We start from the raw sequence: 22,342 nt of genomic DNA on the forward strand, positions 1-22,342 counted from the left end.
TACAAATAAACACACGACCGGGGTGCCTTGATCATGTCCGCTTTCTTTGCCGAACGCGCGCTGCTGCCTAGTGGATGGGCCACTGATGTACGTCTTGAAGTCAGCGCCGATGGCCTGCTGACCAACGTAACGGCCAATGCCAGCGCAGACGACGCCGAGCGGCTAAGAGGCCCTTTGTTGCCGGGCATGCCGAACCTGCATTCCCATGCATTCCAGCGGGCCATGGCGGGGCTGGCGGAAGTCGCCGGCAATCCCAATGACAGCTTTTGGACCTGGCGCGACCTGATGTACCGCATGGTCGGCCAGATCAGCCCGGAGCAACTGCAGATCATCGCCCGGCAGCTGTATATCGAGATGCTCAAGGCTGGCTACACCTCGGTCGCCGAGTTTCACTATGTACACCACGATGTCAGCGGCCAGCCGTACGCCGACCCCACCGAACTGTCACGCCAGATCAGCCTGGCGGCGGCCAGCAGCGGGATAGGCCTGACGTTGCTGCCGGTGCTGTACAGCCACTCGGGGTTTGGCGGCCAGGCGCCGAACGACGGTCAGCGCCGTTTTATCAACAGCACCGACAACTACCTGGACCTGCAAGCGCGCCTGCAGCCGATACTGGCCGCACAACCGGCGCAGCAACTGGGCCTGTGTTTCCACTCATTGCGCGCGGTAACGCCGCAACAGATCAGCAAGGTTCTGGCCGCCAGCGACCAGGCCTGCCCGGTGCATATCCACATCGCCGAGCAGCAAAAGGAAGTCGATGACTGCCTGGCCTGGAGCGGCAAGCGCCCGCTGCAATGGCTGTATGACAATGTCGAAGTCGACCAGCGTTGGTGCCTGGTGCACGCCACCCACGCCAATCCCGATGAAGTGACGTTGATGGCCCAGAGCCGAGCGATTGCCGGGCTGTGCCTGACCACTGAAGCCAACCTGGGCGACGGGATTTTCCCGGCGGTGGACTTCCTGGCGCAGGGCGGGCGCATGGGGATCGGCTCGGACAGCCATGTGTCATTGAGCGTGGTCGAGGAACTGCGTTGGCTGGAATACGGCCAGCGCCTGCGCGACCAGCGGCGTAACCGGCTGTACCGCAGCGATCAACCGATGGTCGGGCGTACGTTGTTCGACGCAGCCCTCGACGGCGGCGCCCAGGCCCTGGGCCAGCCGATTGGCCGCCTGGAAGTGGGCAAGCGCGCAGACTGGCTGGTGCTCGATGGCAACGATCCGTACCTGGCGACGGCCAGTGAAGACGGGATTCTCAACCGCTGGCTGTTCGCCGGGGGAGATCGGCAAGTGCGCGATGTACTGGTCAATGGCCAGTGGGTGGTGCGCGATGGGCGGCATGCTGGCGAGGAAGAAAGCAGCCGGGCGTTTACCCAGGTCCTGAGAGACCTACTGTCTTAAGAACACCACCCAACCCATGTGGGAGCGCATTTTTAGCTACAGATTTGCGGACACTGCTCGCGGACTTCTCCCACAAACTCATCGGCAGTCGCCTTGAGCCAAGCAAATAGCCGGGCGATATCCGGCTCAGACTGTCGCCCGTTTCGACAAATGATGTAGTACGCCGCCGGCGACATCATCACCGGACCGTTCAACGCCAGCAGGCTCCCCTCTTTCAGCGCGTCATACACCAGCGCCGTCCTGCCCAGGGCAATCCCACCGCCTTTTGCCGCCAGGCTGATGGCCTGGCTGGAATCCGGAAATCGCGGGCCACGGTGATACGGTGGAGCCGCCAGCGCCTGGAACGCAAACCAGCTTTCCCATCCCGGGCACACTTGATCGTCGACCCGGTGGATCAGCGGGTGCCGGGCGATATCCGCCAGCGCAATATCGCCATTGACCCGCACAAACTCTGGGGAGCAAACGGGGAATACCGCATCACGCATCAGCAGTTCGACGTGATGCTCCGGATAGTCACCGTACCCCATCACCACGGCTACGTCGTATTGATGGGCGTCCAGGTTATCCGTACTGGTCAACTCCAGATCCAGGTTGAACGAAGCCTCGGTATGCGAGCCATGCAGCCTGGGGATCAGCCATGTCGAGCAGAGGGACGAGGTACACGAAAGGTGCAGCGGTTGAGGTTTGTTCGGATGCAGGGAATGCAGGACCGCATCAAGTTCGCGGAAAAATCCAGCGGCCACCGGCAGCAAGGCCTGCCCCGCTTCAGTCAACTTGACGCCCCGCGAATGGCGCTCGAACAGTTGCACGTCCCACCACTCTTCCAGGCCTGCAATCTGATGGCTGATGGCACTGGCAGTGAGGTTGAGCTCAGACGCCGCACGCGCAAAGCTGCCGCATTGCGCGGCGCTGACAAAGGCTTGAAGCATGGGGGTCGGTGGCGGGCGCTGGGCCATCAGGTGCTCACTTTGATCAGGATGATCCCGCAAACAATGACCAGCGCCGAAAGCATCCGCCGCCAGCCGAACCGCTCATGAAAGAACAGCGCGGCAATAATGGCGCCGATGATAACACTGGTTTCCCGCAGTGCTGAGACCTTGGCCACCGCGTCCAAGGACAGCGCGAACAACACCAGGCCGTAGGACGCCAAGTAAAAAACACCGCCCAGCATACCCACCCGCCACTGACGGCGAATCACCTGGGCGAAATCCGTACGCGCCTTGAGAAACGCCAGCAGCGGGATCGGGATACTCTGGAACACCGTCAGGTAGATGATGTATTGCAGCACCGTCTCACTGGCTCTTACACCCTTGGCGTCCACCACCGTGTATGACGCAATAAACACTCCTGCTCCCACCGCCATCAGGATCGGCCGGAGCATGCGCGTCGTCATCCTGCGCACAAACGTCAGACTGATGATCCCCAGGCAAATCAACAACACACCTACCAGCGCCTGGAAAGACAGTTGTTCGTGCAGCAGAAAGTAGGAAAACAGCGCCACCAATACCGGCGGTACGCCACGCATTACCGGATAGACCTGGCCGAAGTCGCCCGTTTCATAGGCCTTGATCAGAAACAGGCGATAGATCGTATTAAGCACCACCGAGAGCAGCACATAACCCCAGACCTGCAAGCTCGGCACATTGACCAGTGGCAACGCCGCGAGACAGATCAGCAATGCCGTGCCATCGACCAGGGCCAGGGTCATGAAGCGACTGCTGCCGGCCCGGACAACGGCATTCCAGGTGGCGTGCATAAAGGCGGAGATCAGGACCAGGGTGATCGCAATATCGGAGTTGTCCATGGAGTCGGCTGTTCAGAGGAAAAGGCGGGTATTTAACTCAGCCTCGTGCGCTGACCAGAAGCGAATCCTCATCAGCACAGCCATCAAAATCCATCATGCATCGCCACCACCGACGCCGGAAAATCCCTGTGGGAGCGGGCTTGCCCGCGATGGCGGCGGATCAGCCAATGATGATGTCGACGGACCCAGCGCTATCGCGGGCAAGCCCGCTCCTACAGTGGATAGAAGCTACAGAGCCCCGAACGGGAAAAGGTGAATGCCTGCGCCCGCTACAGCAAAAACTGAGGGCAAAAAAAGGGCGGGTTTATTGAAAAACCCGCCCTTTCTATTTCGCATTACTGCGAGGTCTTGGCCATCTGCTTGTCCGACGTACGCCAGATCAACCGTGTGGTGTCGTAACCCTGCTGCCGCGCCCTGCTCAGCAGGTCTTCGCGTGTGTCGGCGCTGACGGTCGGCGTGCGTGACAACAGCCACATATAGCGCCGGCTCGGGCTGCCGACGATGGCGGTCTTGTAGTCGTCGCTGACATACAACACCCAGTAATCGCCCTTGGCCACGCCCGGCAACAGCGCAGTGAACCAGTTGTTGAATTCGACCCACAACTTGTCGGTCTGGCCCGGTACTTGCGGCGTGGCCGTGCCCTTGGCTTCTTCCCACTTCCACTCGGTGGTCAGGCAGCGGTTGAACACTGACATGTCGCCATCGGGCAGCAGGGAGTAACGGGCCTCGGATTGCGCGCAGTTGCGCTGGAAGTACATGGGCAGACGGGCCAACTCGTACCAGGTGCCCTGGTAACGCTTGAGGTTGACGCTGCCGACCGTCTTGGGTTGCAGATCATCGCCAGAATGGCTGGCGCAGCCTGCCAAAAACAGGCTGGCGCAAAGGTATAAAACGAAACGCATCATTCTTCTTCTCCCGCAGGCTTGCGCCCCGGTTTACTTCAGGCCTTGCCCGGAAAACATCAGAACTTTGTCACCGGCGTACTGCACGCTGATAAAGCTGGTTTTATCGCCCCAGGTACAACTGGACATGCCCAGCGCGCCGGAACAATCGGTGGGCTTACCCAGCAACGACTCCACTTCAGCCTTGGCCATGCCAGCCGAGAGCTTTTGGTAGTTTTCCTGGGTGACCTTGCTGCAAGCGGCCAATAGGACGCAAAAGCACAAGAGTGCGAGACGGCGTAACGACATGGTAGAGCTCCTGGAGGGACACGCAGCAGTGGGGGTCTGCCAGAAGCTTAGAAGGGAAAAGGGGGGTCTGGTTCCCGGAAGGCAAAAACAAAAAAAGCCCCCTGTGGCGAGGGGGCTTGTCCCCCGCTGGGCTGCGAAGCAGCCCAATAAAGCCACAGAGTACTTTCAGGTAAACCGAGTGGGCTGGTTTGGGGGCTGCTTCGCAGCCCAGCGGGGGACAAGCCCCCTCGCCACAGGGGGTAGCATTAACCTTTGTGGTAGCCGGTCACGCGCGCCACTTCTTCCTTGGAACCCAGGAACACCGCCACACGCTGGTGCAGACCTTCAGGCTGGATGTCGAGGATACGCTGGTGACCGTCTGTCGACGCACCGCCCGCTTGCTCAACCAGGAACGACATCGGGTTGGCTTCGTACATCAGGCGCAGTTTGCCCGGCTTGGACGGCTCGCGGCTGTCGCGTGGGTACATGAACAGGCCACCACGGGTCAGGATGCGGTGTACGTCGGCAACCATCGCGGCCACCCAACGCATGTTGAAGTTTTTCTTCAGCGGGCCTTCTTCGCCTTCCATCAACTCGTTGACGTAGCGCTTGACCGGTTCTTCCCAGTGGCGCTGGTTGGACATGTTGATCGCAAATTCCTGGGTCGAGGCAGGAATGGAGATGTCTTCGTGGGTCAGCACGAAGCTGCCCATTTCACGGTCCAGGGTAAAGCCCTTGACGCCATCACCCAGGGTCAACACCAGCATGGTTTGCGGGCCGTAGATCGCATAACCGGCGGCGACCTGCTCGGTGCCTGGCTGCAGGAAGGCCTTTTCGTTCAAGGCTTCGTTCTGGCTCAGGTATTCGTTCGGGCAGCGCAGTACGGAGAAGATGGTGCCGACTGGCGCGTTGATGTCGATGTTCGACGAGCCGTCCAGCGGGTCGAATACCAGCAGGTACGCGCCTTTGGGGTATTTGCCCGGGATCTGGTAGGCATTGTCCATTTCTTCGGACGCCATGCCGGCCAGGTGACCGCCCCATTCGTTGGCTTCGAGCAGGATTTCGTTGGAAATCACGTCGAGTTTCTTCTGCACTTCGCCTTGCACGTTTTCAGTGCCCATGCTGCCCAGGACACCGCCCAGCGCGCCCTTGGACACGGCGTGGCTGATTTCCTTGCAAGCACGCGCCACCACTTCGATCAGGAAGCGCAGATCGGCAGGGGTGTTGTTGCTGCGGGTCTGCTCAATCAAATAGCGACTCAGGGTAACGCGGGACATGGACGGCTCCGGAGAATGGGGGGGGCTAAAAACCCGCGCAGTTTAGCGCGAGTCGGGGCGCATTTCCTCCTATCAGACGAGATAACCCTGACAGAGTTCATGTAGGCCCCGGCTCAGGGCTTGGCCGGCGGCTTGCGCAACAGGCTGTAGGCCATCGCCCCGAGTGCCGCTACGCCCAGCAGCAATACGGCCCACAGGCCGATTGTCTGCCAACGGATACCTGCGACATTTGGCGCGGCCACTGGGTTGGCGTGCCACTCGCCATCGACCCTGGCCTGGCCCAACGCCGCGAGGCGCTGCGGTTGATAACCGGGAATCAGGGTCGTCAACGGTAGGTTCGCGGACTTGGCCGACGGGTTGCCCAGCGCCAGGGTAAACGGCGGTTCGCCCCGCGCCAGGAACACCACTTGCGTGGCCCGCACGGCAAAACTCAACCCCGGCGCCTGCGCGCCCAGGCCGCCGCCCCGCTCGTCTACGTCCAGCTTGAGTTGTCGGACCGGGTAACCCGGCAACTGCAATTGATCCTGGGTGATTTCTTGCCCGTTTTGCGTCAACCGGTAGAGCAAACCACGGCTCAACGGCTGCCATGCCTGCTTGCTGTCCTGGCGCCCTTGCAGACCCACCGGCGCCAGGCTGTTGGGCTGACGCAGCTCAACGCGCACCCGCTCAATGCTTAAAGCCCCAGGCAGTTGCCAGCTGTACTGCCCCGATTCAAGGGGGCTGCCGGCCAAAGGCTCGGACCACACCAGGGGCAACGGCAGGCTGCTGGTGCTCTGCACTTCAATGGAGGTCAACTCGGGTGCGGCCTGGCCTTGCCATAACAGGCGCAGGTAACGCGCCGGCTGCCCTGGCAAGGCCACTTCACGCAGCTCGACCCGCTCGTCGGCAAACGCCAGGCGTGCCACCTGCCCTTCGCCCCAGGAGCGCCAGTGCTGCAAATCGTCACTGGCTTCGATGCTGAAACGCTGGAAGCCGTCGTGCTCGGCGGACCAGTCGAGGATCAATTTTTGCAACGGCGCCTTGATTGCACTGGCATCAAGCAACCAGCCGCGTCGCACCTGCACGCCGGACGGTGCCTCGCTGGACGGCTGCACCTGCACCAGAGTGCCCGTGGCGCTGGATTGCACGCGCACGCTGTCACTGGTGGTGTCGGCGGCATACAGCGGGAAGCCCTTGAGCCGGGCCACATTTTTTGCGCTTTCGGCCGACTGACGCACCAACGCATACGCCTGAGGCTCGCCAGCGGCGTTGAACACCCGCAGGTCACTGAGATCGGCCTGGCGGGCGCTCAGTTGCACCGCCAGCGGCAACTCCAGGCGATACCACGGGCCTTCGCCGCTGATCGCCAGTGGCACTTGGGCGCTGAAGTCAGCGGGGGCCTCCACGGCCCACGCCGGTAGCGCGGTGCACAGGCCCACTAGGGCAATACTCAGTTTGCCGATCAAGAGGAAGCTCCTTGGGTTTGAACCTCGGGTTCGATACGTTTGGGCGGCAGCGGGGCAAAATAGCCCACCACCAGCAACAGCCCGCCTACCCCGATAAACGACACGATCCGCTCCAGCCCGCCACGGTTGCTCAGCTCGACGAGGAACAACTTGGCGACCACCACGCCAATCAGCACCGCGCCGACCAGCCACACTTCCCGACGATCACGCAGATGACCACCGATCATCAGGCCCAGGGCAATCAGGGTCCAGACAATCGACAGTCCGGCCTGCACCAGCATTGAGTCAAGCAAGGCATCCAGATGAAACGGCACGCCGCCCCAATGGTGCGCCGCACGCATCACCAATGCGGTGAAGAAGGCGAACAGCGAAACCCCGGCAACGCCCTGGGCAATCCATGGGGTGCGGCCGCCCAGTTGCGGCGCCGCGCTGCGTGCCCACAGGTACACGCCCAGCAGCGCGAACAGCAGGCCAAGGTCCAAGGGATTGAGCAACGGCACATAAGGCAACGGTTTGGCAGTACCGTCGCTGAAGATATTGGCCAGCCAGAACCACACCAGCATCAGCGCCGCCAACGGCAGCGCGGCCAGCAGGCGGTATTCGCGCGGATAAGCAGATACCGGCCACGGCCATTGGCGCGGCGCAGCGATAGCTATCAGGTACAGGCTGGGGAAAATCGCCCAGCCCAGCCAGCGCCAGGCGTTGTATTGCACCGAAAGCACCAGCAGGCCGTAGCGCAATTCCAGGGCCAGCATGCCGATCAGCATCCAGCAACCCAGTACATGGGCGATGCTCAGTGCCTTGGCCGGCGCAACGAGACTCAACAGGCGCAACGAGATGAAATGTACGGCGAACACGCTGCTCCAGGCCAGCCAGCCAAATTCGGCCGCCGGGTGATAATAGCGATGCGCCGAAACCAGCAGCACCATCGCCGCTGCCGGCATCAGCAACAGGCTCATGGCGCCCAGCGATGCCCAGCGCAGACGCACCGCCAACACAGTCCAGAGCGCCACACTGACCGCCGCGGCCGCTAGCAGGAACGTGGCTTGCAGTTCAGGAGGCGTAAAGCGCAGCACTTCGCTGTTCAGCGCTGCCGCCCACCAGATTACGCCCCAGGCCAACAGCCCATCCGCGATACGCGGCAACTTAAGCCCGTCAAACACCGACGATTGACCTGCGTCCCGTAAACGCCAGGCGCCCACGAATGCTGCCAGCCCCACGAGCATCGGCGCCCAGAATCCTAGGTGCCGGAACGCAGGCCACTCTTCGTCGATCCACGGCGCCCACCACAACAGCAATGTGCCGCCCAGCACTTGCACAGCAAGCCCCGCGAACAGGAAGGTGCGCGAAGCGATACGCAGGCCGGCAAACAGTGTCACCGCACCCGCCAGCGCCCAACTGATCGCCGTACCGTTGATCGACAGCAGCAACGGTGCCAGCAAGTACAAGCAGCCCAGCCCCAAGCCGGCCAACACCGGCAAACCGTGGCGCTCCCAGGCAGACACCTGCTCATCGCCCGCTTTGCGCAGTTGCCAGAAGCTAAACAGCAACGCCACGCCAAGCAGCAACGCGCCCAACGGTGCCCCCTCAAGCAGCGTGTGTTCGCCCGCCTGCAACTCACTGAGAAACGCCAGTGCCGAACCCAGTTGCAGCAGCAGGCCAAACCCGCGAGCCAGCAAGCGCTGCTGACGCAACCCCAGCCAGAAGATCCCCGCGCCCTCCACCGCCCACGCCGCGGCGGTCCAGCGTGCATCCAGGCCCAGGGGGATCGCCAGACTGGCGAAGATCACGCCCAGGGCCAGGCAGGTTTCGGCTAGCAATACGGTGCGCCCGCCACTGAGCACACGCGCCAGGAGCATATAAATGATGCCCAACGCCAACGCGCTGAATGCCGGTGCGAACTCCAGGTGTTGCACCAGGGTGAACTGCAAGCCAAACGCCACGAGCGGTGGGCCGAACAGCAGGCCGCCATCGACATAATCACCCTTGGCCGCCGACCAGCGCAGCAGCGCGCCACGGCTGTCATCGGCCGGGGCATCGGGCATTTCCAGGAGTTTGCGCCGCGCAAACAACAGGCCGATGGCCAGGTACATCAGGAAAAACAGGATCAGGAACGGCTCGGTACTCCACAGCAGTTCCGGTGTGTAGGAACCAATGCCCCAGGCGAAGCCGATACCGAAGGTGCCAGTAAAGCCAATCACATTGAGCAAGCGCCAGGCCTTGAACCAGGCGATGGCGAAGATGCCGGCGTTAAGCAGGGCGAAGTAGCTGAACAACGCCACATGGTTGCCCTCGCCGGTGGACGCCAGGATCGGCGCGGCAAAACCGCCGAGGGCGGCGGCACAGGCCAGGCCGATCGCGTCCTGGGTAATTGCGAGGATCGCCGAGAACACAGTCACCGCCACCAGCAGGCCCAGCGCCGCACCCGGATCGAGCAACGGGTGCAGACGCATGGCGGCGAACACCGTCAGGTACAGCACGGCGATGCCCGCGCCTTGCAAGATCAGCGCGTAATTACCCCGACGCTGGCGCAGCCACCAACCCAGGCCGAGCAAGCCCAGGGCGCAGGCGGCGACACCGGCGTAGCGCAACTCGATGGGCACCACCATGCCTTCGGTGGCATAACGCAGCAAAAATGCCAGACCGAGGAACAGCAGCACCACACCGACCCGCAGCACGGTGTTGCCACCCAGCAGCCAGTTGCGCGCACCCTGGATGGCCCGCTCGATCAGGTTAGGGCTACGGGGGACTTGGGGTTCAGCTTCCCGTGCAACAGCGGCCGGTTTCCACAGGTCGTCCGGCAGCGGCTGGCCAGGTTCGGGAGTAGAGGTGGATTGCAGTTCGGCGGGCAGTTCCCAGACCAGCTCTGGGGCGGGCGCGGGTTCGGCCATGGGCGGTTCGACTTGCGGCGGCTTTTCCAGCATCGCCAGGCGTTGCTCCACAGCCTTCAAGGCGCTGCTAAGGTTCGACAGACGAATGGCTTGGCCAATCCCCAAACCCAGGAGCGCGCCGAAGCCCGCATCGCTGAACGACTCGTCGAGCGCCCAGCCGAGCACCAGGCCAATGAGCATGAACATCCATTGCATGGTCGAGATCCCTAAGCAGCCCGAAGCGGGCGTAACCAACGCTCAGTATATCGACACAAACCCAATGTGGGAGGTGGCTTGTGTGGGAGCTGGCTTGCCTGCGATAGCATCCCCTCAGTGTCACTGAAACACCGAGGCGTCTGCATCGCAGGCAAGCCAGCTCCTACACGGGATTTCGCGGGGTCTAGTCCAAGGCTTTCCAGATCTCGGTGGCATATTCGCGGATGGTGCGGTCGGACGAGAACCAGCCCGTGCGCGCGGTATTGAGCACCGCCGAACGCCACCACTCCTTGGAGTCGTGCCAATGGGCTTCGACCCGCGCCTGGGCGTCCCAGTAGGCATCAAAATCGGCGCACACCAGGAACCGGTCATAGGCGATCAACGAGTCGATCAACCCTACATAGCGCCCCGGATCGTCCGGCGAGAACACCCCGCCACGAATCGCCTGCAACACGTCGTTCAAGCGGTGGGATGCGGCGATATCAGGGCCGGCATTGAACTCACCCGCCTGTTTACGCGCCTCCACCTGCTCGGCGCTGAGGCCGAAGATAAACATGTGCTCGCCGCCGATAAGCTCGTGCATCTCGACATTGGCACCATCCATAGTGCCGATGGTCAGCGCGCCATTGAGGCCGAACTTCATGTTGCTGGTGCCCGAGGCCTCGAACCCGGCGGTGGAGATCTGCTCCGACAGGTCCGCCGCCGGGATGATGTTTTCCGCCAGGCTGACGTTGTAGTTGGGCAGGAACACGACCTTGAGCAAGCCGCGCACGGTTGGGTCGTTATTCACCGTACGGGCGATGTCGTTGGTCAGTTTGATGATCAGCTTGGCCTGGTGGTAGCTGGCCGCCGCCTTGCCGGCGAAGATCTTCACCCGTGGTACCCAATCCACCTCCGGCTCGGCACGAATGGCCTGGTACAGGGCGACTGTGTGCAGCAGGTTCAGCAATTGGCGCTTGTATTCGTGGATGCGTTTGACCTGCACATCGAACATCGCCGCCGGGTTGACCGCGATCCCCAGGCGCTCATGGATGATATCGGCCAGCACGCGCTTGCTGTGCAGGCGCTGCTCGGCGAAGGCTTTGCGAAACGCGTCTTTCTCGGCGAAGGTTTCCAGCTCCACCAGGCGCTGTTCCATATTGTCGAGAATGTCCGGCCCCAAGGCCTCCACCAGCATCGCGGTGAGCTTGGGGTTGGCCTGGAACAGCCAGCGGCGGAAGGTAATGCCGTTGGTCTTGTTGTTGATACGCTCGGGGTAGAGCTTGTGCAGTTCGGAAAACACCGTGCTGCGCATCAACTGCGTGTGCAGCCCGGACACGCCGTTGACGCTGTGGGAGCCCAGGAACGCCAGGTTGCCCATGCGCACGCGGCGCCCGTTGTCTTCTTCGATCAGCGAGACCGCGCGCAGTACGTCGAAGTCGTGAATGCCCTTGGCCCGCAGCGAATCAATGTGCTGGGCGTTGATCAGGTAAATGATCTGCATGTGCCGGGGCAGCATGCGTTCCATCAGGCCCACCGGCCAGGTTTCCAGGGCTTCGGGGAGCAAGGTGTGGTTGGTGTAGGACAGCGTTTCGACCGTGACCTGCCAGGCCGCATCCCAGGCAATATCGTGCAAGTCGACCAACTGGCGCATCAACTCGGCCACGGCGATCGACGGGTGGGTGTCATTGAGCTGGATGGCCGCGTGCTCGCCCAGGCTCAAGACCGAGCCGTGCATGTTTTTGTGGCGGCGCAGCAAGTCTTGCAAGGAGGCCGAGACGAAGAAGTATTCCTGGCGCAGGCGCAATTCCTGCCCTGCTTCGGTGCTGTCGGCCGGGTAAAGCACCCTTGAGATGCTTTCGGCACGGGCCACTTCGGCGACGGCGCCCAAATGGTCACCGGCGTTGAAGCGCTCCAGATGCAGGTCTTCGACTGCCCGCGCACGCCATAGGCGCAAGGTGTTGACACTGGCGCCACGCCAGCCGACCACCGGGGTGTCGTAGGCCACGGCGCGCACGGTCTCGTTGGGCGACCAGACCTGGATTGACTTGCCGGACGCATCCAGCACGGTCTCGACGCTGCCGCCAAAGCCGATCGGGTAGATCACCTCGGCGCGCTCGAACTCCCAGGGGTTGCCGAAATCCAGCCAGCGTTCGGTCTGCTCCTGCTGCCAGCCATCGACAATCGCCTGGCGAAACAGCCCGTGTTCGTAACGAATGCCATAGCCATGGCCGGCAATGCCCAGGGTCGACATGCTTTCCATAAAGCACGCGGCCAGGCGCCCCAGGCCACCGTTGCCTAGGGCCGCATCGGGCTCCAGCAGGCGAATGCGCTCCAGGTCCACACCCAACTCGCCGAGGGCCTCGCGCGCCACCTCCAGCAAACCGAGGTTGCTCAGGCTGTCAAACAGCAAACGACCGATCAAGAATTCCAGGGACAGGTAATACACCCGCTTCTGCCCACGCCGGTAGATCCGCCGGGTGTGGTCCATCCAGTGGTCGACCATATGGTCGCGCGCCGCCAGGGCAATGGCTTCGAACCAGTCGTGGTCAAAGGCGTGATCGGGATCCTTGCCCACCGCATAAGTGAGTTTGGTCAAGACAGCATCGCGAAACGCGGCTACCTCTGCTTCTCGTACAAGCGGTTCCTGAGACATCGGTGCGACCTCGGGCGAGATAGAAGAAGGGAAATCCTAGAGCCTAGACGGTCTGACCTATGGCATGGCTGACGGTTCGGCAGTTTTTTCACTCATTCACGCATGTAGGTTTTAGATGCAGGGGCCGTGCCCATTTACGCCGCGCAGCAGCCTTTGAGCCGAAACCCGCAAAATATTGTTCAAAAAACCACCAATCCCGGTATGATCGCGCGCCCGGACAAAGCCCCTCTTGGAAACCTGATGAAGCCTCAACTGATCGCCGCCGCGGAACTCGACCGTCTCGAAACGTGGCAGAAATACTCCAGCCACATGTGCGGCGGCTGCACGTCCAACTGCTGCACCCTGCCGGTTGAGGTGAAGATCAAGGATTTGATCCGCATTGGCATCGTCGACGAATTCGAGCGTGGCGACCCGCCGAAGAACATCGCCAAGCGCTTGCAGAAGGAAGGTATCGTCGAGCGTTTCAACTCCAAGTCCGAGATCTTTACCCTGCAGCGCATGAGCAACAACGATTGCCTGTACCTGGATCGTAAGACGCGCTTCTGCACTATTTATGACAAGCGCCCGGATACCTGCCGCAATCACCCGAAGATCGGGCCACGGCCGGGTTACTGCGCGTACAAGCCCAAGGAAGTGGTGCGCGAGACCAAGTTCAAGACCCTCGACAAGTTCTGATCCGGATTTTGCAGGGCTCTTGAGAGCCCCATCGCAGGCAAGCCAGCTCCCACAGTTTGATTTGTGAACGCCATCAAATGTGGGAGCTGGCTTGCCTGCGATGGGCATAGGTATCTACACAACTTTCAGAAACTGACGAACTCCCCCGTGGCGAGCGGGCTTGCCCCGCGCTGGGCTGCGAAGCAGCCCCAAAAAGCCCCCCGCGTTTCTTCAGATAAACCGCGATGTCCGGGTTTAGGGCTGCTTCGCAGCCCAGCGCGGGGCAAGCCCGCTCGCCACAACTGCGCTATCTGCCTGGATTTAGGTGTTGCGGCAAAGTTGTGTAGATACCGATGCTGCGATGGGGCCAGCAAACCACCACAAAATCTGCAGGCATAAAAAAACGCCCCCGGCCTTTCGACCGGGGGCGTTTTTATTCAGCCGGAACTAAGTATCAGTTCTTGGCCTTTTTGGCAGCGCGGGTACGCTCGCCTTCGTCCAGGATCTTCTTACGAAGACGGATGGACTTCGGCGTCACTTCGCACAGCTCGTCGTCCTGGATGAATTCCAGAGCCTGTTCCAGGGTGAAGCGAACAGGTGGAACCAGGGCGATGGTTTCGTCTTTACCCGAAGCACGCATGTTGTCGAGCTTCTTGCCTTTGGTTGGGTTGACGCCCATGTCGTTGTCACGGCTGTTCAGACCAACGATCTGACCGTTGTAGATCTCTTGACCGTGTTCAACAAACAGCTTGCCACGCGCCTGGAGGGTTTCCAGGGAGTAGGTCAGTGCCTTGCCGGTTTCTACCGATACCAGAACACCGTTCTGACGGCCGGACATGTCGCCGGACTTCATGGTGTCGTAGCGATCGAAGATCGAGGTCAGGATGCCAGCACCGTTGGTCAGGGTCAGGAACTGGTTACGGAAACCGATCAGACCACGAGCAGGGATGTTGTATTCCAGACGTACACGGCCTTTGCCATCCGGCACCATGTTGGTCAGGTCGCCCTTACGCAGACCCATCTCTTCCATGACCTTGCCCTGGGATTCTTCAGGGGTGTCGATGGTCACGTTTTCAAACGGTTCCTGCTTCACGCCGTCAACGGTGCGGATGATCACTTCCGGACGGCCAACGCCCATTTCGAAGCCTTCGCGACGCATGGTTTCGATCAGTACCGAGAGGTGCAGCTCACCACGGCCGGAAACCTTGAACTTGTCAGCCGAGTCGCCTTCTTCAACGCGCAGTGCAACGTTGTACAGCAGCTCTTTGTCCAGACGTTCCTTGATGTTACGGGAAGTCACGAACTTGCCTTCTTTACCGCAGAAAGGCGAGTCGTTTACCTGGAAGGTCATGGAAACGGTTGGCTCGTCAACGGTCAACGGCACCATTGCTTCAACCATGTCCGGGTGGCACAGGGTGTCGGAGATGAACAGCGAGTCCATACCGCTGATGCACACGATGTCGCCTGCAGCAGCTTCTTCAACGTCAATACGGTGCAGACCGTGGTGACCCATCAGCTTCAGGATACGACCGTTACGCTTCTTGCCGGTGGCATCGATAGCCACGACTGGAGTGTTCGGCTTGACGCGGCCACGAGCGATACGGCCAACGCCGATAACACCGAGGAAGCTGTTGTAGTCCAGTGCAGAGATCTGCATCTGGAACGGACCGTCACGGTCGACTTTCGGCGCAGGTACGTTGTCGACGATCGACTGGTACAGCGGGGTCATGTCTTCAGCCATGTCGGTGTGTTCCAGACCGGCAATGCCGTTCAGGGCCGAGGCGTAGACGACTTTGAAGTCCAGCTGTTCTTCGGTGGCACCCAGGTTGTCGAACAGGTCGAAGATCTGGTCCAGAACCCAGTCCGGACGCGCGCCTGGACGGTCAACCTTGTTGATCACCACAATTGGACGCAGGCCGGCTTCGAAAGCCTTCTTGGTCACGAAACGGGTTTGCGGCATAGGGCCGTCTTGGGCATCAACCAGCAGCAGAACGGAGTCAACCATCGACATTACACGTTCTACTTCGCCGCCGAAGTCGGCGTGGCCCGGGGTGTCCACGATGTTGATGTGGTAGCCGTTCCAGTTGATGGCAGTGTTTTTTGCCAGGATGGTAATACCGCGCTCTTTTTCCTGGTCGTTGGAGTCCATCACGCGCTCGTCGTTGAGCTCGTTGCGCTCCAGGGTGCCGGATTGACGCAGGAGTTTGTCTACCAGGGTGGTTTTACCATGGTCAACGTGGGCAATGATGGCGATGTTACGTAGATTTTCGATCACTTGTGTATCTCGATCAGAGGATTCGGTGTGCTGACAGGTCGTGGCAGCGATTAACAGTAGAGTCAGGCCTTGCCGTTACAGCTTGACGGCAGAGTCGGGGGGCCGGTGACGCAGGCCACAGGCAAACAGCCCCGGGCTCTTAGCTCGGTCGATAAACGCGCACATTGGCATATCCCTCACTGAGCAAATGGTGGGCATGCAGGCGACTCATCACGCCTTTGTCGCAATACAGCAGGTACTGACGGCTGTTATCCAGTTCCTTGAAACGCGCGTTCAGTGCATAGAACGGCAGCGTTTGCACGTCGATGCCAGCGATTTCCAGTGGCTCGTCTTCAGCGGCATCCGGGTGACGGATATCGATGACAATCTGACCGGCCAGGGCTTCGCTGACTTCTTCGATCTGTACGTCCTGGCCCAATTCGTCGATGACTCGATCGATCGGCACCAGTTTGGCGTTCTCGAGCGCTCGCTCCAGAATCGCCATGTCGAATTCTTTCTCTTCATGCTCCACGCGATAGCGCTTGGCATGGGTCTTGGGGTTCACCGAGATGACCCCGCAGTACTCTGGCATGTGCTTGGCGAAATCAGCGGTGCCGATTTCGTTGGCCAGGTCGATGATGTCTTGCTTGTGGCTGGCGATCAGCGGGCGCAATACCAGCTTGTCGGTCACGCAGTCGATCACGGACAGGTTCGGCAGGGTCTGGCTGGAGACCTGGGAAATCGCCTCGCCGGTCACCAGCGCTTCGATTTGCAGGCGGTCGGCGATTTTCGACGCTGCGCGCAACATCATACGCTTCAATACGACGCCCATATGACCGTTATCGACTTTTCCGAGAATTTCTCCCAGGACTTCCTCGAACGGTACGCTGACAAACAGCACGCGCTGGGAGCTGCCGTACTTCTTCCAGATATAGTGCGCGACTTCCATCACGCCCAATTCGTGTGCACGCCCGCCCAGGTTAAAGAAGCAGAAGTGGCTCATCAGGCCGCGGCGCATGATCTGGTAGGCCGCCACGGTAGAGTCGAAACCGCCGGACATCAGCACCAGGGTCTGCTCCAGCGCACCTAGCGGGTAGCCACCGATGCTGTTGTGCTGGCTGTGGATCACAAACAACCGTTGGTCGCGAATTTCGATGCGCACTTCGATTTGCGGCTCTTTAAGCGAGATTCCAGCGGCCCCACACTCGCGGCGCAGCTTGCTGCCGACGTATTTCTCGACGTCCATGGAGCTGAACGGGTGCTTGCCCGCACGCTTGCAGCGCACCGAAAAAATCTTGCCTTCAAGGCTGGTGCCAAAGTGCAGTTTGCATTTTTGCGTGATGTCGTCGAAGTCGCCCAGCGGGTACTCGTCGACCTGCAGGAAATGCGCGATGCCCGGCATGCAGCTCAGGCGCTCGGTCATATCTTTCAAGGCTTTAGGGTCGCTGATGCGGGTTTCCAGCTCGAGATTGTCCCACACACCGTTCACCACCACGGCCGGGTCCAGGTCACGGAGCACGGCGCGGATATTCTTGGCCAATTGACGGATGAAACGCATCCGTACCGGTCGGCTCTTGATGGTGATCTCGGGGAAGACTTTAACGATTAATTTCATGGAAACAGCGCGCGCAGGGCCAGCCGAAAAAGGGGGGCGCGGATTATAGCGGAAATCGCTCAAGGTTTGACCAGTTAATATACAAACGGCACGCGCCGCACCAAAGAGGTGCATTTACGGGCGATTACGCTACATTGCAGTGCGCGAATTTTGCCATTTTGACGATTTGCACCTTTATAGGGGCCATTTTGAGGCAAAAAACCCATGTCGGGGCACTGGCATGCAATTTGCTCTCTTGTGAGGCAGGTTGCCATGGCGGACTATCCGCGCCGGCATCACCCACATTCTAAGGGCTACTCCACTACCCAAGCCCGAAGCCACCCGGAGGACACTATGTCGAAGTCGGTTCAACTCATCAAAGATCATGACGTTAAATGGATTGATCTGCGCTTCACGGACACCAAAGGCACTCAGCACCACGTGACCATGCCGGCTCGCGACGCGCTGGATGACGCCTTCTTCGAAGAAGGCAAAATGTTCGACGGTTCCTCCATCGCTGGCTGGAAAGGCATCGAAGCCTCCGACATGATCCTGATGCCGGACGACTCCACCGCCGTACTCGACCCGTTCACCGAAGAGCCAACCCTGATCATCGTCTGCGACGTGATCGAGCCTTCGACCATGCAGGGCTACGACCGTGACCCACGTGCGATCGCCAAGCGTGCCGAGGAATACCTGAAGTCCACCGGTATCGGTGACACCGTATTCGTGGGCCCGGAGCCTGAGTTCTTCATCTTTGACCAAGTGAAGTTCAAGTCCGACATCTCCGGTTCCATGTTCAAGATCTTCTCCGACCAGGGTTCGTGGATGTCCGACCAGGACGTGGAAGGCGGCAACCATGGCCACCGTCCAGGCGTCAAAGGCGGCTACTTCCCAGTACCACCGTTCGACCACGACCACGAAATCCGTACCTCCATGTGCAACGCCATGGAAGACATGGGCCTGGTCATCGAAGTTCACCACCACGAAGTGGCGACTGCCGGCCAGAACGAAATCGGTGTGAAGTTCAACACCCTGGTCGCCAAGGCTGACGAAGTACAGACTCTCAAGTACTGCGTACACAACGTGGCTGTGGCCTACGGCCGTACCGCGACCTTCATGCCTAAGCCACTGTACGGCGATAACGGTTCGGGTATGCACGTTCACCTGTCCATCGCCAAAGATGGCAAGAACACCTTCGCTGGCGAAGGTTATGCCGGCCTGTCCGACACTGCCCTGTACTTCATCGGCGGTATCATCAAGCACGGTAAGGCCCTGAACGGCTTCACCAACCCGTCGACCAACTCCTACAAGCGTCTGGTCCCAGGTTTCGAAGCGCCAGTGATGCTGGCCTACTCGGCACGCAACCGTTCCGCTTCGATCCGTATTCCTTACGTGTCCAGCCCTCGTGCTCGCCGTATCGAAGCGCGCTTCCCGGATCCAGCAGCCAACCCGTACCTGGGCTTTGCTGCACTGCTGATGGCTGGCCTGGACGGCATCCAGAACAAGATCCACCCAGGCGACGCCGCCGACAAGAACTTGTACGACCTGCCGCCTGAAGAGGCCAAGGAAATCCCACAAGTGTGTGGCAGCCTGAAAGAAGCCCTGGAAGAGCTGGACAAGGGCCGTGCGTTCCTGACCAAAGGCGGCGTGTTCAGCGACGACTTTATCGACGCCTACATCGCCCTGAAAAGCGAAGAAGAAATCAAGGTCCGCACCTTCGTACACCCACTGGAATACGAGCTGTACTACAGCTGCTGATCCGGTAGCGCTGCTCAACGCGGCGTGACAAAAAGGCCTCCTTCGGGAGGTCTTTTTTTTGCCTGAAACAATGACTATCCACCTTTGCAAACCCCATCAAAACTGTGGGAGCTGGCTTGCCTGCGCCTACAGTTTGATTGGGTGCTTTCAGGAAATAGTTGATCGCTGAACAGAATGTGGGGATTCGCACTATATTGGTGCAATAGGTTGCACCCCTGCCCACCGACCAACCCATTTTGGGTCGAAATGTCCCGAGTGAGCTGGCAGAGCGCCATAGTTTCGTGCCCCAAGCCCCCATTTCAGGGCTTTTACGCTTCTTTTCGGAGCCTTGGTTTGGTTTTTGCATTTTCCTGGTATCAGCGTGAGCCTCAAGCCCACGCCTTGCTCCAAAAGAGGTCCTAATGACCATCAGCGACGCACTGCACCGCTTGCTACTCGACAACCTGACCACCGCGACCATCCTGCTCAATGCCGAACTGCGCCTTGAGTACATGAACCCCGCGGCGGAGATGCTCCTGGCCATCAGCGGTCAGCGCAGCCATGGGCAATTTATCAGCGAGCTGTTCACCGAGTCTGCCGAGGCCTTGAGTTCCTTGCGCCAGGCCGTGGAGCAGGCCCACCCGTTCACCAAGCGCGAAGCGATGCTCACCGCCCTCACCGGGCAGACCCTGACCGTCGACTACGCGGTAACCCCAATCCTGAGCCACGGCGCCACCTTGCTGCTGCTGGAGGTGCATCCCCGCGATCGCCTGTTGCGCATCACCAAGGAAGAGGCGCAGTTGTCCAAGCAGGAAACCAGCAAGATGCTGGTACGCGGCCTGGCCCATGAAATCAAGAACCCCCTGGGCGGGATTCGCGGCGCCGCACAGTTGTTGGCCCGCGAGCTGCCGGATGAGCACCTCAAGGACTACACCAACGTCATCATCGAGGAAGCCGACCGCCTGCGGAACCTGGTGGACCGCATGCTGGGCTCCAACAAGCTGCCGTCGCTGGCGATGACCAATGTGCATGAAGTGCTGGAGCGCGTCTGCCAGTTGGTGGAGGCCGAAAGCCAGGGCTGCATCACCCTGGTGCGCGACTATGACCCGAGCATTCCCGACGTGTTGATCGACCGCGAGCAGATGATTCAGGCGGTGCTCAATATCGTGCGCAACGCCATGCAGGCCATCAGCAGCCAGAACGAGTTGCGCCTGGGGCGCATCAGCCTGCGCACCCGCGCCTTGCGCCAGTTCACCATTGGCCATGTACGCCATCGCCTGGTGACCAAGGTCGAGATCATCGACAACGGCCCGGGGATCCCGGCCGAATTGCAGGAAACCATTTTCTTCCCGATGGTCAGCGGCCGCCCGGACGGTACCGGGCTGGGCCTGGCCATTACCCAGAACATCATCAGCCAGCACCAGGGCCTGATCGAATGTGAAAGCCATCCCGGCCACACGACCTTTTCGATCTTTCTGCCACTGGAACAAGGAGCCCCATCGACATGAGCCGTAGTGAAACTGTCTGGATCGTCGATGACGACCGTTCCATCCGCTGGGTCCTGGAGAAAGCCTTGCAGCAGGAAGGCATGACCACCCAGAGCTTCGACAGCGCCGATGGGGTGATGAGCCGCCTGGCGCGTCAGCAGCCCGATGTGATCATCTCCGATATCCGCATGCCCGGCGCCAGTGGCCTGGACTTGCTGGCGCGGATCCGCGAGCAGCATCCGCGCTTGCCGGTGATCATCATGACCGCGCACTCGGACCTGGATAGCGCTGTCGCGTCCTATCAGGGTGGCGCCTTTGAGTACCTGCCCAAGCCGTTCGACGTCGATGAGGCGGTGGCGCTGGTCAAGCGCGCCAACCAGCACGCCCAGGAGCAGCAAGGCCAGGCCGTGGTACCGACCCTGACGCGCACCCCGGAAATCATCGGTGAAGCACCGGCGATGCAGGAAGTGTTTCGCGCCATCGGGCGCCTGAGCCACTCCAACATCACCGTGCTGATCAACGGTGAGTCCGGCACCGGTAAAGAGCTGGTCGCCCATGCCCTGCACCGCCACAGCCCACGGGCGGCCTCGCCGTTCATCGCGTTGAACATGGCGGCGATCCCCAAGGACTTGATGGAGTCCGAGCTGTTCGGCCATGAAAAAGGCGCGTTTACCGGCGCGGCCAACCTGCGTCGCGGGCGTTTTGAACAGGCGGACGGCGGCACGCTGTTTCTCGATGAAATCGGCGATATGCCGGCCGACACCCAGACCCGGCTGTTGCGGGTGCTGGCCGACGGTGAGTTCTACCGTGTCGGCGGCCATACGCCGGTCAAGGTCGATGTGCGGATCATCGCCGCGACCCACCAGAACCTGGAAACCCTGGTCCACGCCGGGAAGTTTCGTGAGGACTTGTTCCACCGCCTCAACGTGATCCGCATCCATATTCCACGGATGTCGGACCGCCGCGAAGACATCCCGACCCTGGCCCGCCACTTCCTCAGCCGCGCCGCCCAGGAGCTGGCGGTAGAGCCCAAGCTGCTGAAGACGGAAACCGAGGAATACCTGAAGAACCTGCCGTGGCCGGGCAACGTGCGCCAGCTGGAGAATACCTGCCGCTGGATCACGGTGATGGCGTCCGGGCGCGAAGTGCATATCAGCGATCTGCCGCCCGAGCTGTTGAGCCTGCCGCAGGATTCGGCCCCCGTGACCAACTGGGAACAAGCCCTGCGCCAATGGGCCGACCAGGCTTTGGCCCGTGGCCAGTCGAGCCTGCTGGACAGCGCCGTGCCGACCTTCGAGCGGATCATGATCGAGACGGCCCTCAAGCACACCGCTGGCCGCCGGCGTGACGCCGCCGTGCTGCTGGGCTGGGGTCGTAACACCTTGACCCGCAAGATCAAGGAATTGGGGATGAAGGTCGATGGCGGGGATGATGACGAGGGTGAAGAGGGCTGAGCACGGCCCTCCAGGCCACTGAAGATCACCTGTGGGAGCGGGCTTGCTCGCGATAGCGGAGTGTCAGTTGATACATTTCTAACTGATCCACCGCCATCGCGAGCAAGCCCGCTCCCACATTTGGATCTGCATCCAGTCCCGGGATCGTGCACTGCTTCAATGCACCACGAACCGGCATCGCGCACAAAACCCAGGCCGCTTTCAAAAAATCCTGAGCGCCGAAAACAAAAAAGCCCCGTAAACCGGGGCTTTTGTCTTCTAGAACAAAAAAATTCGCAAGCCCTCACAACTCTGGCACGCCCCCTGCAATACCCCTGGTACTACCCAGTTTCGGGGACCTTGGTA

At 60.7% G+C, this 22,342-nt stretch carries 15 protein-coding genes; 5 read left to right on the plus strand and 10 right to left on the minus strand.

What is annotated here, in order from left to right; translation table 11 throughout:
* Nucleotides 1-33 precede the first annotated feature (33 nt).
* Nucleotides 34-1,398 (plus strand): formimidoylglutamate deiminase, encoded by a 1,365-nt coding sequence (locus tag HBO09_RS03995; protein ID WP_169991957.1) that lies wholly within the window; start codon nucleotides 34-36, stop codon nucleotides 1,396-1,398.
* Between the two features lie 32 nt (nucleotides 1,399-1,430).
* On the opposite strand, the gene HBO09_RS04000 is transcribed toward HBO09_RS03995, so the two are convergent.
* The 8 genes from HBO09_RS04000 to HBO09_RS04035 form a co-directional block, all read right to left on the minus strand.
* On the minus strand, nucleotides 1,431-2,354 hold the full coding sequence (locus HBO09_RS04000) for a LysR substrate-binding domain-containing protein (protein WP_169991954.1): 924 nt from the start codon (nucleotides 2,352-2,354) through the stop codon (nucleotides 1,431-1,433).
* Nucleotides 2,354-3,202: an EamA family transporter gene (locus tag HBO09_RS04005; protein WP_169991952.1), complete on the minus strand. Its 849-nt coding sequence runs from the start codon at nucleotides 3,200-3,202 to the stop codon at nucleotides 2,354-2,356. The genes HBO09_RS04000 and HBO09_RS04005 overlap by 1 nt, the downstream gene beginning before the upstream one ends.
* A 335-nt stretch (nucleotides 3,203-3,537) precedes the next feature.
* Nucleotides 3,538-4,107, minus strand: coding sequence for a lipocalin family protein (locus HBO09_RS04010; RefSeq protein ID WP_169991950.1), 570 nt, complete (start codon nucleotides 4,105-4,107; stop codon nucleotides 3,538-3,540).
* A gap of 30 nt (nucleotides 4,108-4,137) precedes the next feature.
* Nucleotides 4,138-4,392: a hypothetical protein gene (locus HBO09_RS04015; protein WP_029295934.1), complete on the minus strand. Its 255-nt coding sequence runs from the start codon at nucleotides 4,390-4,392 to the stop codon at nucleotides 4,138-4,140.
* Between the two features lie 245 nt (nucleotides 4,393-4,637).
* On the minus strand, nucleotides 4,638-5,648 hold the full coding sequence (locus HBO09_RS04020) for a class 1 fructose-bisphosphatase (protein WP_029295932.1): 1,011 nt from the start codon (nucleotides 5,646-5,648) through the stop codon (nucleotides 4,638-4,640).
* Between the two features lie 113 nt (nucleotides 5,649-5,761).
* Nucleotides 5,762-7,090, minus strand: coding sequence for a DUF3999 domain-containing protein (locus tag HBO09_RS04025; protein ID WP_169992274.1), 1,329 nt, complete (start codon nucleotides 7,088-7,090; stop codon nucleotides 5,762-5,764).
* Complete coding sequence (locus tag HBO09_RS04030) at nucleotides 7,090-10,179, minus strand: DUF2339 domain-containing protein (protein WP_169991948.1); 3,090 nt, start codon at nucleotides 10,177-10,179, stop codon at nucleotides 7,090-7,092. Before HBO09_RS04030 ends, HBO09_RS04025 begins: the two co-directional genes overlap by 1 nt.
* 184 nt (nucleotides 10,180-10,363) lie before the next feature.
* Nucleotides 10,364-12,814, minus strand: a complete 2,451-nt coding sequence (locus HBO09_RS04035) for a glycogen/starch/alpha-glucan phosphorylase (protein ID WP_169991946.1) — start codon at nucleotides 12,812-12,814, stop codon at nucleotides 10,364-10,366.
* Between the two features lie 240 nt (nucleotides 12,815-13,054).
* Between HBO09_RS04035 and HBO09_RS04040 the strand changes: the two genes are divergently transcribed.
* Nucleotides 13,055-13,489, plus strand: a complete 435-nt coding sequence (locus HBO09_RS04040; protein ID WP_029295922.1) for a YkgJ family cysteine cluster protein — start codon at nucleotides 13,055-13,057, stop codon at nucleotides 13,487-13,489.
* A gap of 433 nt (nucleotides 13,490-13,922) precedes the next feature.
* Here the strand turns inward: HBO09_RS04040 and typA are convergent, their stop codons facing one another.
* Both typA and thiI read right to left on the minus strand, forming a co-directional pair.
* Entirely contained in the window at nucleotides 13,923-15,743 is a 1,821-nt protein-coding gene (gene typA / locus HBO09_RS04045) for a translational GTPase TypA (protein ID WP_092232819.1), read from the minus strand.
* Nucleotides 15,744-15,882: 139 nt separating this feature from the next.
* Nucleotides 15,883-17,337: a tRNA uracil 4-sulfurtransferase ThiI gene (thiI, locus tag HBO09_RS04050; protein ID WP_169991944.1), complete on the minus strand. Its 1,455-nt coding sequence runs from the start codon at nucleotides 17,335-17,337 to the stop codon at nucleotides 15,883-15,885.
* A 333-nt stretch (nucleotides 17,338-17,670) separates the two neighbouring features.
* Here thiI and glnA point away from each other — a divergent pair, with 333 nt between their 5' ends.
* From glnA to ntrC, 3 genes are all read left to right on the plus strand, one after another.
* Entirely contained in the window at nucleotides 17,671-19,077 is a 1,407-nt protein-coding gene (gene glnA / locus HBO09_RS04055) for a glutamate--ammonia ligase (RefSeq protein ID WP_029295916.1), read from the plus strand.
* Nucleotides 19,078-19,478: 401 nt separating this feature from the next.
* Nucleotides 19,479-20,564 (plus strand): nitrogen regulation protein NR(II), encoded by a 1,086-nt coding sequence (glnL, locus tag HBO09_RS04060; RefSeq protein ID WP_029295914.1) that lies wholly within the window; start codon nucleotides 19,479-19,481, stop codon nucleotides 20,562-20,564.
* Nucleotides 20,561-21,997, plus strand: coding sequence for a nitrogen regulation protein NR(I) (gene ntrC / locus HBO09_RS04065; RefSeq protein WP_057958041.1), 1,437 nt, complete (start codon nucleotides 20,561-20,563; stop codon nucleotides 21,995-21,997). The genes glnL and ntrC overlap by 4 nt, the downstream gene beginning before the upstream one ends.
* The last annotated feature ends 345 nt before the right edge of the window (nucleotides 21,998-22,342 follow it).

The sequence above is a fragment of the Pseudomonas sp. WS 5027 genome (assembly GCF_012985695.1).
GTDB lineage: Bacteria > Pseudomonadota > Gammaproteobacteria > Pseudomonadales > Pseudomonadaceae > Aquipseudomonas > Aquipseudomonas hygromyciniae.

Bases quoted from the DNA above. Each gene is read 5' to 3' on its own strand.
- HBO09_RS03995 (WP_169991957.1), top strand. From the start codon at position 34: ATGTCCGCTTTCTTTGCCGAACGCGCGCTGCTGCCTAGTGGATGGGCC.
- HBO09_RS04000 (WP_169991954.1), bottom strand. From the start codon at position 2,354: ATGGCCCAGCGCCCGCCACCGACCCCCATGCTTCAAGCCTTTGTCAGC.
- HBO09_RS04005 (WP_169991952.1), bottom strand. From the start codon at position 3,202: ATGGACAACTCCGATATTGCGATCACCCTGGTCCTGATCTCCGCCTTT.
- HBO09_RS04010 (WP_169991950.1), bottom strand. From the start codon at position 4,107: ATGATGCGTTTCGTTTTATACCTTTGCGCCAGCCTGTTTTTGGCAGGC.
- HBO09_RS04015 (WP_029295934.1), bottom strand. From the start codon at position 4,392: ATGTCGTTACGCCGTCTCGCACTCTTGTGCTTTTGCGTCCTATTGGCC.
- HBO09_RS04020 (WP_029295932.1), bottom strand. From the start codon at position 5,648: ATGTCCCGCGTTACCCTGAGTCGCTATTTGATTGAGCAGACCCGCAGC.
- HBO09_RS04030 (WP_169991948.1), bottom strand. From the start codon at position 10,179: ATGCAATGGATGTTCATGCTCATTGGCCTGGTGCTCGGCTGGGCGCTC.
- HBO09_RS04035 (WP_169991946.1), bottom strand. From the start codon at position 12,814: ATGTCTCAGGAACCGCTTGTACGAGAAGCAGAGGTAGCCGCGTTTCGC.
- HBO09_RS04040 (WP_029295922.1), top strand. From the start codon at position 13,055: ATGAAGCCTCAACTGATCGCCGCCGCGGAACTCGACCGTCTCGAAACG.
- thiI (WP_169991944.1), bottom strand. From the start codon at position 17,337: ATGAAATTAATCGTTAAAGTCTTCCCCGAGATCACCATCAAGAGCCGA.
- glnA (WP_029295916.1), top strand. From the start codon at position 17,671: ATGTCGAAGTCGGTTCAACTCATCAAAGATCATGACGTTAAATGGATT.
- glnL (WP_029295914.1), top strand. From the start codon at position 19,479: ATGACCATCAGCGACGCACTGCACCGCTTGCTACTCGACAACCTGACC.
- ntrC (WP_057958041.1), top strand. From the start codon at position 20,561: ATGAGCCGTAGTGAAACTGTCTGGATCGTCGATGACGACCGTTCCATC.